This is a genomic window from Psychrobacter cryohalolentis K5, assembly GCF_000013905.1.
Taxonomy (GTDB): Bacteria; Pseudomonadota; Gammaproteobacteria; order Pseudomonadales; family Moraxellaceae; genus Psychrobacter; species Psychrobacter cryohalolentis.
On the sequence record NC_007969.1, the window covers coordinates 1,546,215 to 1,560,096 of the forward strand.

The 13,882-nt window shown below is 43.9% G+C and carries 8 protein-coding genes; 2 read left to right on the forward strand and 6 right to left on the reverse strand.

The genetic code is table 11. The annotated features are described in order from the left end of the window. Positions 1–94 precede the first annotated feature (94 nt). From PCRYO_RS06535 to PCRYO_RS06560, 6 genes are all read right to left on the reverse strand, one after another. A complete protein-coding gene (locus PCRYO_RS06535; protein WP_011513608.1) occupies positions 95–1,360 on the reverse strand; it encodes a type III PLP-dependent enzyme in 1,266 nt (421 codons plus the stop codon). Between the two features lies 1 nt (position 1,361). Continuing rightward, the gene (locus PCRYO_RS06540; protein ID WP_011513609.1) at positions 1,362–3,416 is read right to left on the reverse strand and encodes an IucA/IucC family protein; all 2,055 of its coding nucleotides are present in this window, start codon (positions 3,414–3,416) and stop codon (positions 1,362–1,364) included. Between the two features lie 52 nt (positions 3,417–3,468). Beyond that, positions 3,469–4,782 (reverse strand): MFS transporter, encoded by a 1,314-nt coding sequence (locus PCRYO_RS06545; protein WP_011513610.1) that lies wholly within the window; start codon positions 4,780–4,782, stop codon positions 3,469–3,471. Continuing rightward, a complete protein-coding gene (locus PCRYO_RS06550) occupies positions 4,782–6,590 on the reverse strand; it encodes an IucA/IucC family protein (RefSeq protein WP_011513611.1) in 1,809 nt (602 codons plus the stop codon). Before PCRYO_RS06550 ends, PCRYO_RS06545 begins: the two co-directional genes overlap by 1 nt. Positions 6,591–6,642: 52 nt before the next feature. Next, complete coding sequence (locus PCRYO_RS06555) at positions 6,643–7,878, reverse strand: ATP-grasp domain-containing protein (RefSeq protein WP_011513612.1); 1,236 nt, start codon at positions 7,876–7,878, stop codon at positions 6,643–6,645. A gap of 329 nt (positions 7,879–8,207) precedes the next feature. Then, on the reverse strand, positions 8,208–10,403 hold the full coding sequence (locus PCRYO_RS06560) for a TonB-dependent receptor family protein (RefSeq protein WP_011513613.1): 2,196 nt from the start codon (positions 10,401–10,403) through the stop codon (positions 8,208–8,210). Positions 10,404–10,608: 205 nt separating this feature from the next. Between PCRYO_RS06560 and PCRYO_RS06565 the strand changes: the two genes are divergently transcribed. Together PCRYO_RS06565 and PCRYO_RS06570 are read left to right on the forward strand one after the other, a co-directional pair. Further along, the gene (locus PCRYO_RS06565; RefSeq protein WP_105575663.1) at positions 10,609–12,696 is read left to right on the forward strand and encodes a TonB-dependent receptor; all 2,088 of its coding nucleotides are present in this window, start codon (positions 10,609–10,611) and stop codon (positions 12,694–12,696) included. 73 nt (positions 12,697–12,769) lie between these two features. Further along, a complete protein-coding gene (locus PCRYO_RS06570; protein ID WP_011513615.1) occupies positions 12,770–13,843 on the forward strand; it encodes an ABC transporter substrate-binding protein in 1,074 nt (357 codons plus the stop codon). Positions 13,844–13,882: the final 39 nt, after the last annotated feature.

The following is a 13,882-nucleotide window of genomic DNA, read 5'->3' on the forward strand; positions in this document are numbered from 1 at the left end:
GTCACACTTAAACCAGCTTCATTCTTTCTTAATTATTAACGGTGCCTAACAAAGACGCAAATTCTTCTTCATATATTAAATTAGCCTTATCCTTTTATAAAAAAATCATTTTCGGTGGCTGATGCATTAAGAAGTTTTGGTGAGAGATATTCCAAGCATAAGCGCCTGCTAAGGTAAAAACTAGGTAATCGCCGATATGTAGCGCGTCAATCCATTGATCTTTTGCCAGTATGTCTTTGGGAGTACAAAGCTGACCGACAAGGGTTGCCTTAGTGCCAGTGATAGCGGCTTGCTCTATCAGATTTGCTTGCAACTTATTTTCCATTGCGTGGCTCATGCGGCGCGGCACGATGAAAAAAGGATGATTGTGCTGCTGCGCGGCGGGCGTTCTAAAGTGATGCGTGCCGCCATGACCAATCACAAAGGTCTCGCCAAGATTTTTTTTGATATCCAGTACCTCCATGACGTAATAACCACAGGGCGCAGTGATAAAACGTCCAATCTCAAACCTGACCGTAAACTGCAGATTTGCCGTTAAAATGCTGGCAAGCTGTTGACAGAATACTTCCCACTCAAAATGCTGCGGCTGCTGATCATAGTGAATACCAATGCCGCCACCCACATTGATGGTCAGGTTTGAGGGCAACGACGGATAATCGTGCTGCCACTTCTTGACCATCTCCATATAGCGCTGCATTAATAGCAGATGGCGCTCGACGGATAATTGATGCGACATCAAGTGAAAATGAAACCCACAAAATTCAATAAATGGGCTTGAGTCGATGATAGCTAGCGCTTGCTTGAGATGGGTTTCATCTAGCCCAAAGGGGGTAGGCTTGCCGCCCATGACCAGCTTACTGCTGCCGATATCACCAATATCAATATTCATCCGCAAAAATATACGGACGGGAAGCTGCAAGGCTTGGCTTAAGATCTGGATTCGAGTCAGCTCGACCAGACTCTCCACATGAATGGTATCGATTTGCTGGTGTATGGCTTGCTGTAAGTCTGAGGTCAGCTTGCCCGGTCCACCAAAAATAATAGGATGGTTTGGCTGGTGGGTTTGTAGCCAATTTAGCTCGCCTGCAGAAGCGGCCTCAAACCCATCTACATGCTCTGCCAAGGTTGATAGTATCTTAGGCTCAGCATTGGCCTTTATGGCATAAAACAGTTGCGTGTTATCAGGCAGGCAGCGCTTCATAGTTGTTATACGCTCTTCTAGAGCTTCTAAATCATAAATGTAAGCACAGAGCGGTGACGGCTGCGCACCATAATTATGGATACAGTCAATTATTTTTTGAGGAAGCGAATGCTTATCTGAGGTTTCGATTAAGTGTGTTGTTGTCGCGTTTGTCATCATTTTAGGCAACCTTTAATTCAGATAATTTATGAGTTTTTATATTAGATTTATTGTCTTTATTGGCGTTGAGCATAGAGGACTGCCATGGGCAAGGAAGCATCACATAGGCGGAATGTTTATCAGCAAGCGTGAGTAATCGAGTTTTATAATTGGTCTTGCTAGGTAAGCTACCGCCGTCTAACAAATCCTGAATTTCAGGCTGAGTACCATATACCAGCTGCCAGTTCATCAATATCTCTTTGACATGCTGCCAAAGTCGCGCCTCTAAAATCTCCGCTGATTGCGCACCTCGGCATAAATAAAAGATGGCTTCACTAAGATTGTTCACAAAAACGCAATAGGCAATACGTGACCATCCTGCTGCTTTAGAGTAGCGGATGGATTGTTTACAGCGCTCGGATAAATCAGTCGCGTCAGTAAGTAACCATAGGCTATCAACCAGCTTGGTGCCTTCAAGATCTCGAATCCAGACGCATGTCGGTAGCCCTTGATGAAAGCCAATTACCGTGTTTTGTAAATGCGGCTCGAACACAACACCATGGTTAAAGAAGTAATCAAACGTACCGTCAATTAAAATATTGGCATAACGGCTGAACCATAAGCAGGTTAGAGTGTCATAAGATGAACGCTCATTATCACGTTGACCAGTGTGTACGCAATGTTTTTGTAGCTGGCGCTCGATGACGCTGTCTCTGAACCTATCCTCCGTAAATAAGGCCGCAGCAACTTGTGGCTTAAGATATTTAATTTCATCCGTCGTAAATGACTCTCGAAATAACATGCCAAAGGACTCGGTAATAAACTGAGTCGAGCTGGAATCGTCATCGGGGAATTTGGCGCTCATATCAAGGGTGGCAGCCCCCGGCTCTAACATCAGCTTAAAAGCTGGCGCAGTCAGACGCTTGCTGTGATCAATTTTTTCTAAAATAGCATTCAAATACACGGCACTGTGGAGCTCATACCAAGCGTTTTTGCGAATGCAATTGGTCAGACGAACATGGATAGAGCATTTGATAAAATGTGATAGCTGGTGATGATATAAGGTGCGCACTGATGAGGTTGAGGATACCGCCTTACCTATCAGACCAAGCGGTATCATATATCCTGATGTGACTGCTCGCTTGATGATCGGATTTGCCAAGATGCCATCGGCTTCCCACGGATGACAAGGGTAGTAAACCCAATCGGTGTCGCTATCAGGATGTAAAGTATCAGTATCTGAATTAATAGACTCTAGTAAGTCGCCAGCGCCAGCAAGTAACGTGCGAGCGATATTGCGCAGTACGGTTTGGGTGTCTTTGCCAATATAGCTGACGAGGGAGGAATCAACCTTAAACCAAAACAGAGCAAACTGGCTTTGGGTTTCGGGCGAGTGCGCCAATAAAGACGTCATATCGACCCCTTGCCGGCTTTTCGGTGACGGATGATACGCATGACCCCACAGCAATGCTTGCTCGCTATCTATATAGCCATTAACGGTAGATTTATCTTGCTGTAAATCGTGATGGTAGTTAGTAGCATGGTTGTTAAGGGCCTGCAAAAAAGCGGTTGTCACGCTGATGCTATTATCAATCTGGTATTTTAGCTCTTGGTTGATATCGATTTGATAACGCGTAGCAATATAACTGTGCAGATAATCGACCAATTGATGAATGTTGAGGCACGCCCATGATTGACCGCGAGCTTTTAGCCAAGGCGCTCCGCTTGGCTGGCACTTGCCTAAGTGACTAAAATACGCCACTGGCAATACGATTTTTGCAGAAGCGATCTCATTAGCGACAGGAAATCGAATCGTTAATAGGCGCGTGCTTAGGCAGGCGCGGTTATCACGTAGACACAGTGGTAAATCGTCATCAGACTCATCAATGCTTAGGTCTTGATTGGGGATGGCAAACTCACGAAGATAACAATTGATGATATTTGTCAGTGCATGCTGCTCAGACTTATACTGATGGTACTGCGAAAGCAGGCTTGGCACTGGGGTATTTTCAACTGTTTTACTGGGTGGTAGAAAATTTGGCATCGTATTGTTCGATAGTGAATAGTTTGGTTTCATAAGTGAAGTCTTTTTTAGATGCTTTTAGAGTGATTGTTGTCTGTAGTGCTCTTTACACAATCTTGCGCTGTTTTGCTTGATACATTTTGATGGTTATTATCGCGATAACTGCCATCATTGCTGAGAGAACAAACGGAGAGAGCAAACCAAACATCGGTACAAATAAAGTGACCGACAATCCTGCTAGCACGCCGCCCCATTTTGCTAGCGCATCATAGCGAGAGAATATTTTGCCGCTATGCTTAGACTGATTGGTATCCGCCATTTGCGCATGCAGGCTTTGATAACACATAAACATACCAACGCCAAATAACATCCTAGCCAACCAAATCAGGGGAAGATAATCCGTCAAATGCAGCAAAACCGCACTTGCTAATACCGTAAAGCCAAGGCTTAAGGACATTGCTGGCAGGCGTTGGCTGATACGTCCATAGAGCAGCTGACAGATCAGATACATGACATGAGGCATGGCATATAACTGTCCTATTTGAGAGGTGCTCAGCTCAAAAGTTTTGGCAAATGGCAAAAAATAGGGGAAAGTCGCTACCATACAAAAGGCCAAGAAAAACTGCAGCACCGATATAAACAGATAAGGATTGGCGAAAAAAGCTGTGCCCGTTATTGCTTGCACTGAGTGCTGAGTCTTCTTTTTATCGCTTTTAGCTTTGTTACTGTTACTGTTACTGTTACTGTTACTGTTACTGTTACTGTTGTTGGTTTTGGTTTTGGTTTTGGTTTTGGTTTTGGTTTTTGTAGATGCTTTTGGCAATTCGGTAGTATTTGCGGTTGTGCCGATATTGCCTGCTTTGATAATGTCTTTCTTTAACAAAAAGCTGAGTAGTAATGCTAAGAGCGGCAGGATGGCAAGCACGCGATACAAACTTAACACCTCGTAATGGTGTACCAAAAAACCCAGCCCAATCGGGGCCGTAATCAGGGCAAGTCGTGCTGAGAATTGAGTGAAATTTAACACCTGTTTTAAGGCGTTTTTATCAGTGATACTGGTGGCTAAATAGGCGTTTGAGGCAGCCATTGTCCCACCAAAAAGCCCCTGAACGCTCAGCCCTATGACGAGCTGCCATAAAGACTGAGAAAATCCGCATATTAAAAACCCCACTGCCAACCCCAACTCCGCTCGCAACAAGGATGTTTTGCGACCATATGTATCGGCAAAACGTCCCCAGTATCTGGCAGCGATGGCAGTCATGAGAGTCGGTAATATAAACAGCAAACCAACCCAGCCTGATTGCAATGGCGCATTTAGCTCTTGGAGCATGATTGGTAAAAACAAAGGCATACCTAACGCAGAAAACGCGGACAGGTAGTGACAACATAAGACGATTGCCACCATAATTCGATAGCTCATTAGGAGTCCTGCTTGTGTTGCTGCATAAGTTTTAAGGTGTTGGGTGCTGATTTGCCATAGAACTTATTGATATCGCTCGCGCCAGACTGCTCTTTTGACAACAGACTACCAGCAGACAATAAGTATTTGATATACCAGTGCTGGCTCTCTAATAAGACTTGCTTGGCAAGATGGATGTCGTAACCTTGTTTAGAGAGGCTGTGTAAGGTCGTATCAATACAGTCTATTAAGGTTTGATAGGCGTCATGACGGTTGATGATGTTATAGGCGCTCATCATCTCAATAATGGCAACGATGTCTAGCTGGAGCGTGATGGTCAAAAACATCTGCGCTAATGCCAACTCATCTTCAACGACGATACGTTGGTCTTTAATATCCTTGATGTCATTAATAGCACTGCTCTTTATCACATCGCCTAAACCAACTTGTGCCATGCTAGCGTTAAATCGTGGTGGATAAAGGCGTGCAGAATCATTGTCTTTCATGAGCAAGGTCATCGTGCGGCTATGGTGATAAAAGACAATGACGGCATTTTGCTGATTGGCTTCTAGCGCAATGCCATATTTGATCCATAAAGTTAAATGAACATGGCATAACAAATGGATGTATTCTTTTAACCAAAGCTTACTATCACCGTCATAAAACTGTGCAATTAAGTGACTGATAAAGGGGCGACCATCAGGCATGACGCTGCCAAATGCTGCCACTGGGACAGGGGTTTTGTCCGTTAAATTGATATCGTCATAGTGCCTGACTATAAAGGCAAAAGTTTTATCATCGCCCATATGACCACCTAGGCTTTCATCGCAATGGGCGTAACACTCTTGCAGCGCGGCATCATTTTTTTCAATAAACTGTAAGGTGCGCTGAAACCAGTGACCATCATAAATGGTTGAGGGCTTAATTAAGCGCACGTTTTTATTGCCCAAGGTGCGGACGATGAGCGGTACTTTGATATGAATATTTGGGTCAGCACAGCACACTACTGTGCGCACAGATAAGGTTGGTTGTACGCTTAGCGCAGATTTGGGTGCCAATATAATTTGCAGCGAAGTATCCTTGAGAACATGCTGGTGCAGCAGCGGCAAGGTTAACGGATGTATGGGAAACAGATGGTGCGTCTGTTGGAGGTCCGGACTGAGACCGACGTCTGTAAAGCTTGGCCAAACATCAGGTAGCTTCGCGCTGACGGTGCTTATTGCTTTAGAGATAGCAACCCAATATAGACTAAAGGTTGGCGCAAACTCTGGACTATAGGCTGCGATATCAGACGCGTCCAGACCAAGCTTGGCTCGAGCAGTCGGATAGTAAGGGTGATCCAAATACGAGGCGACTTGATCGGCGTATAGCAAACGCTCAGACCAGCTTGGGTATCCATTAATATTGCGCTTAAGATGGCAGCGTTGAGACTCAAACCCTTGGCGCGCTAACGCTCGGTGTTCGGTGGCACAATCAAGCTCAAGCAGATAGCTGTCGAGCGCAGTCTCACAGGCATCTGGCAACTGTTTGAGAATGGCGACAAAATCCTGATAGTCATGCTTGATGAGGTAACCGTCTGAGTTTTTTTGAAGCCACATTGGGCTGGCAAGTTGCCAATATTGCATATAGTCACTGGCTACAATCGGCAACCAGTTGGTTTGATTGGACGAGGTTATCTTTAGCCACAATTTTTGTTGTTTTAATACCTCTGGCAGATCAGGAATATCAAATTCTGTTTCGATAATCGAATTATTTGACAGCAACCCATAGATATTTTCACGGATACAAGTGTTGATAAAGCGCTTAGTAATATATTGTTTATCCATCATAAACTCTCAAAATATAACAATTAAAATGTGTAAAAAAGTAGGTAACAACGTCCTAGGATTCAAACTGCCATTGCAAATTTGCTATGGCATCGTTTAGTACGTCATTCATAGTGTTCGCGCAATCGGAATAAGCCAGTAGTCGGCTCAGATAGTCTTTATTAGAGTGGGTAATATGAATGGTTTGATGTTGTTTTTTTAGGGGCTGATGGATAATGGTCGTCTGCTGCATTTGCTTATTAAATGGGCTAGGTGCTATGCAAATGGTGCCAGATTGAGGTGCAACAATGTAATGAATGCGTGCATGCGTACTGATGGCGAGCTGTCCGAACTCGGCCTCTAATTCAGCAATGCTGACCCCTTGATGCAATCTAACAATGGTATCAAACCAAGGGTAGTGCGCCATATCATGTAATAGAAACTCTCTACCATCGCCGATGCTGCGATAGTTGATTTCAACCAAATGCACCTCGCCCGTTGGGGTAATAATAAACTCACTGTGACAGACGCCAAGTCCCACACCGATATCTTGTAGAATCGCCAAACAACGCTCACGGTACTGTACACATAAAGGCGTATTCCAAACTGCATCAAGCTCTACAAAATGTGGCGGTTCGGTCAATGTCACCTCAAAGCCGCCTACCGCCACCAAACGCTCACCATCTCCGAGTGTCTCTAACGTAATTAAGCGCCCAGCCACATAGGACTCAACCAAAATAGGCAGGGTTTTTGACTGCCAAAAACTTTGGCAATAGCTTAGCAGCTCGTTTTTATTCATACAAAGCTGAACGTCCATGCTAGCGACGCCTTGCTTGGGTTTAGCGACCAGAGGAAAGCTGATGCTGAGATTCTCAAGGTGTAAATCTTTGGCGGTTAGCAGCTGATAGCCGGCTTGATATAAGTGAGCAGAATGCAGCTGTGTTCTCATTAAGTACTTGTCTTTAAAGACCAAGCAGTGACGCCAGTCTTTACTAGGCAAATGGAAAAATTCAGCGACCACAGCGGTTGCGGCTTGTAGATGGTCGCTATTACTAAAGACGAGATTGGGCAGGATATGATAATTATTTAAGGTATCAATGATCGCTAGAGGGTTAAATACATCGCATTCAAGGATGCTGATTTGCGCCCCTAAAGGCGTCGCTATTAACGCATCCATGTGTGCCTCTTTATCATCGGTTATGATAATCAATTGACTGTCAGGTACGTGCCTCGATTTCAATAAGGCGGGGATAAAACCTTCAATAACTGCATCGTTGACCACATGAGTGATGAGAACCGTAGAATAAGTCATAGAGTTTTCCTTTCATAATTAGCTATAAATAAAAACAAGCAGCACAATCTTTTATTGAACGCAATGATAATGATAATGATAATCATTTACAAGTGAAACATGAAAATATTACGCAATTAATGGTAAAAATCTAGCAATTTTTTTGAAGAGGGGATTGATGACGGGCAGCTCAGCCATTTTCCATTACTCACATAGAGAGTAGCTGTGTTTTGTAATATCGTTGGTAAGAACGCTAAGCAGTTATCAATGTTTTTTTGAAATAAAAGCAAATCGGAAGTAGATTTGCTTTTATCGTTGCGAGGTCTCTCAGGATTAGGGTTTATTAACTCTTAAAACTGATAGTTGAGCCCTAATTTGTACGAACGCCCGGGTGCAGGATAGCGACCAACAGGACTGGTATCGACACCGCGGAAATAATACTGCTCATCAAATAAATTGTTAATACCGAACTGCACAGACAGCTTTTCGTTCTTGGTGTCTTGCAATGTTTTTTGTAGGCTCAAGTTCCAAACTTGATAAGCAGGTGTCTCACCAATGCCGCCGTCTTTGCTTTCTGCTACCGTGTTGGCATTATCAGCATAAGCTTTGTCATAGTAAACGCCAGATAAAGTGGCGTTGTAATCTTGATGCTTATAACTGGCGTGCCAGCCTAACTGATGTGGCGAGCTGTACGGCAGTTGATTGCCTTCATCTGCCCCTTCTTTTAGCATGGCATCAAGATAGTTGTAACTAAGACCTACATCTAGGTTTTTGAATGTTTTTGGGGCATAAGTAATCGCAGTTTCTAAACCTTGATGCAGGGTACGACCCACATTATCAAAGCTTTGCTCTGCGCTGTTCCATTGCAATTGGTCTTTAAAGTCTATGCGATACAATCCCAAATTAGCTTGCAGACTATCAGTGGTATAGCGTGTACCTATTTCATAATTCCACGCAAGCTCACTGCCTTCTTCACCGTTACCGCGAATGTTGGCAATTTGCGGCGTTCTTAGGGATTTCTGCGCATTGGCATAAATCAGCCAAAGCTTATCATCAGACTTGGTTAATGAATAAGACGTTGTCAGCCCAGGTAGCCATTCCGTAATGGTATTGTCTGCTTGCGTGTTATTACCAGCATCATTAAACGTCATTTTTGCATTTTCATAACGAATACCGGGGGTAACTTTTAGACGCTCATCCAGAAAGCTTATCTCATCGCTAACATAAGCGGCCCATGCATCCGTTTGTAGGTTCCAATCACGGGGCATGGTCGTCGTACCATCAGCAAGTTTGGTTTGCGTCAGTTTATAATCGATGTCTTCATTGACGTAGCGCACGCCACTGATGAGGTGATGTTTGATATTTTTGCTATCACCAATCTTCATAGAAAACTTCGGCTCTACGCCATAAACAGTAAACTCACGAGGTGAGGTACGCAGGCTGTCTGCTGCAATAGCAGGATCTGCCCAATGTACACCTTGTTTGTTCGCTTGTGAGTTAAATCCCCACTCAAAATTACGTGTGGCATGATGACCAAAAGTAGTGAGGTCTAAGACCGCTTCATCACCGATATCCAAGTAGTTTTTGTACTTAGCATGCCAGCGTGTTGATTTACCTTGATAAGCTTCAAGTGGGCGTTGACTCTGTCCAACATCTTGCTCATAGGCAGCAGGTGAGAGCGCACCTGGCATTTCTGTATCAGCATCATAGTATTGTAAAAACCCTTCTAGTTTCTGATTGTCGTCGATATACCAAAGGGCTTTGGCTTGTAGGTTGGTAACTTCAGTGTCTGAGTGATCTCTAAAGCTGTCACCCTTAATACCATTGGCTTCTAACTGTACTCCGAAATCATCATTTAACCAGCGGCTGTGACGGGCATATAAACTGGTCAATGGCTTACCGTTCTGTTCAAAGACCGTTAAATTGGTACCAATCTCAGTTTGAGTCTCTTTCGCAATAGGTTTGGTGATGAGGTTGATCACACCACCGACATTATTTGGACCATATTGGGTCGCAGCCCCGCCGCGTACGACATCAATGCGCTCAAGATTATCAAGGGTTGCTGGAAAGATAGATTGACCGGTATGACCATAAGGTGCCAAGGTTAAAGGAATGCCATCCATTAAAAACTGCGCCTGTCCACTACGGCTGGCATGTAGACCACGTATGGATATATTAGGTAATACACCGGTCCCCGTTTCATCGTCAATTTTGACACCTGGAATAAACTGTAATGCACCGTCAATTGAGTTACTCACGGTTTTTTTAATGAAATCGTTATCAATTACCGTACGATTACCGGCAAATGCTTTTACCTGATTAGCACTAGAATCACCTAACGTCTCTGCAGTGACAATGATTGGCGCGGCAGTAAAAGAAAGTACTTTTGTTTCTGCTTTATTATTAATGGAGCTAGTTGTAATGGAAGTGTCTGAGCGAGCCTCAACACTCGTTTTCTTACTAATGGGCGTCATCTCAGCGCTACTTTGTTGATAAATGCAAAACATAGCAAGACAAAGCGAAGAACGTTTAAAAATAATAACCATAACAATTCCAATTATTTAGCAGGTGTTTATGTCAGTCAAAGGTGAATAGTGTTACTAAAACGTTGCAATTATAAACAGTAATAGTTATCATTTGCAAAATTATTATCATTTATATGCTTAAGCATTAGTAAATACTGCTCAATAATTATTGAGACTAAGCCACTGACAACCTCGCTCATTCCTTAACACATCTATGGATCTAATTATGTCTCACCATCAACCTAAACCCTTAGTGACTGCGGTCCGTGCTCAATTATTCCTAGCCATGATGACGACTGGTCTAACCATGGTGGTGAGTCAACAGGTTGCTGCTCAAGAGACAGCTATACAGCCATTAACAACACTGCCATCAACGACGCTAGCGCCGATTGTGGTCATGGCTAAAACCTATGAAGGCTATGCTGCTTATGCTCCAACGTCAGGGACCAAGACGCAGACCGAGTGGTTAGATGTGCCGCAGTCAGTATCGGTAGTAACTAAAACGGAGCTAGAGGATAGAGGCGCGGTGCGCGTGATGGATGCTATGAAAGGCGTCGCCGGTTTGAATAACACGCTTGGCGAAGGTAGCCGAGACGAGTTTGTGCTGCGTGGATTCAATGGTTTAAACGATGTCTATAGCGATGGTATGCGTGATGATGGCAAATTGCAGTCCTATCGCAGCCTCGCCAATGTAGAGCGCGTAGAGGTGGTAAAAGGTCCAGCGGGCGCGCTGTATGGGCGTGGTAGTGCAGGTGGTATTATCAACCTCGTCAGTAAAAAAGCAGAAGGCGATGACTTCGATAAGGTGCAAGCGCAAGTGGGTAGCGATGGCTTAGCCGTGGCGCGCGTCGATAGCTCGCATAAATTATCAGATACCGTCAATGCCCGTATCAATGCCGAATATCGCCGCAGTGACTCCTATGTCGATCATATCGATTCAAATGATGTCTTTATCGCACCGACAGTTCGCTGGCAGCCGACTGACCAGCAAACGCTAGATTTCTCCCTCGATTTTATGCGCCAGCACCTTGTACCTTATCGCGGTGTTCCGTCCAAAGATGGTAAGCCTGTTGATGTACCTCCTAATACTTTTTATGGCGGCACCAATGATTACCAAGATTCAGACACTTGGCATGCCAATGTCAATCATGAGTTTGATATCAATGATGGTCTTAAATGGACCAATCGAGCTTCATACAGCAATATTACTTTAGAGCAAAAAGGCACCCGTCAATCATCTGCTGATGTGGTCAATGATAAGGTTGAACGTACTGTCAATAATTTTGGTTATGATCCACGCACCAGCAAAACCTTACAGTCTGAGCTTGCTTGGAATAAGGGCAGTCATGAGCTGCTATTTGGTGCCGATTATAATGACATTGACATTGACTTAACTCTTGCGACTGACAAAAATGTACCACCCACATCTGCAACCAACCCGAGCGCTGGTCCAACGCCTAACCCAGGTTTCCCCGCATTTCGTAAAAATAGCACCCAAAGCATCGGTGTCTTTGCCCAAGATGTCTATCATATTGGCGACTGGTCACTTGTCGGCAACGTTCGCTATGACAATATGCGCCTGAGTCAAAACGCTAATGGTAAGGACAGTGAGCTTAACGACGACAAATTCAGCTACCGAACAGGCGTCGTCTATAAGTTTAATGACGCCACCTCCGCTTATGCCACCGTAGCGCGTTCATGGCAGCTGCCTTATTCAGGAACGTTTATCAATCCAAAATTGGGTGCACTTTATCAGACCGACCTAAAAGAGATTGGGGTGAAAACGTATTTAAATAATGACGATATTATGCTGAATGCTTCTCTCTATCGCATTGATAAAGAAGACCCAAAAACCAATGACAATCGCGAAGTGACGGATAAAGATGAGTTTCGTCATCAAGGTCTAGAGTTAGAAGCTCGAGGTAAGCTAAGTGATAATTGGGATGTGTCGGCAGGCTATAGTTATCTTGATGCTGAAGATAAAAAAACGGGTCTGACGCCAAACGACGTACCGAAACAAACGTTCTCGTTATGGACCGCTTATCAACCTGCTGATCAATGGCGAATTGGTGGCGGGGTGAATTATATCAGTGACCGCTACGCTGGAGACGCAGAGGCAGTCGAACTCGCTGGCTATACGACCGTAGATTTAATGACTGCCTACAGCATGGGCAAACATAATCTGCAATTGAATCTAAATAACGCTCTGGATAAAGAATATGCGCTTGGGGCTACCAATGGCACCTCGGGCAAAAACCAAATTGGTCTTGGTGCGCCTAGAACGTGGCTATTAACCTATAACTACGAATTTTAACGAGTGCGTCTTAATGCCAAAATTTCATGTCCCTAGCGTCCAACCCATTTAATGATATTAAGAAAAGCTATTTATGAATCAACGTCCAAAGCTCACGCTTATTTTACCCTTGCTGGTCATCGTATTGATTGTGGTTGGCGGTATTGTTTTTATTATCAATCAAAAAAACAATGTTACGGCAACGCCATCATTGAATGCTGATAACGGCACGTTGGCAGCAGCAGTTACTGAGTCAAGTGACAAAAATAACGTTCTTCTACTAACTGATGAAGAAATTAAAGCGCGTTTGCCCAATTTGAGCGACTATCCGCAGGATCCAAAGCGTATCGTAGTTTTGGAATACTCATTTTTAGGGGATGCTTTAGCGCTAGGACTTAATCCGGTTGGTATTGCCGATGATAATAAACCTGACAGTATTATTCCTGAATTTAATCAGCAGCTATCTGGCTATACCTCGGTCGGTTCACGTTATCAGCCAAGCCTTGAAGCCATTGCTGATTTAAAACCCGACCTTATCATTGCCGATGACGAGCGTCATACGGTCATCGCCGATGAGCTTAATCGCATTGCACCGTCGATCGTGCTTAAAAGTCGCGGTGAAAGTTATGTAGAGAATATACAGACGGCGCAATTGGTCGGTCATATCGTACATCAAGATCAAAAAATGTCTCAAGTCATCAATACACATCTAAAAAAAATGGCAGATTTAAAGTCGCAATTGGCAACAACTCCACTTGCTAACCACAGCGTGCAGTTTGCTATTATCAGTGATAAAGGCATGTGGCTGCATGGTCCAAGCTCGTACGCCGGTAGTTTACTCAATCATCTAAATATCAAAAGTCCGATTCCTGAGCAAACAGGTGAGGCGTATATCGCAACCAGTTTGGAGCAATTATTAGCGGCTAATCCTGATTGGCTTTTAATTGGACGTTATAACGATCACACCATTTATGATGAATGGAAGTCCTCACCATTATTTAATCAGCTAACGGCAGTTAAAAACAATCAGGTCATCGAAGTCGATCCCAATTATTGGGCGCTCAATCGCAGTATGCAGTCTGCTGAATACATGACAGCTGAGCTGCTTGAGATTGCTAAGCCAAAAGGCAAAAAAAGTTCAAGTCCTTCTTTAAAAGAGTCAAATTAATGAGACATTGTACTACTGTCTTTTTAAAACAAGGCGATT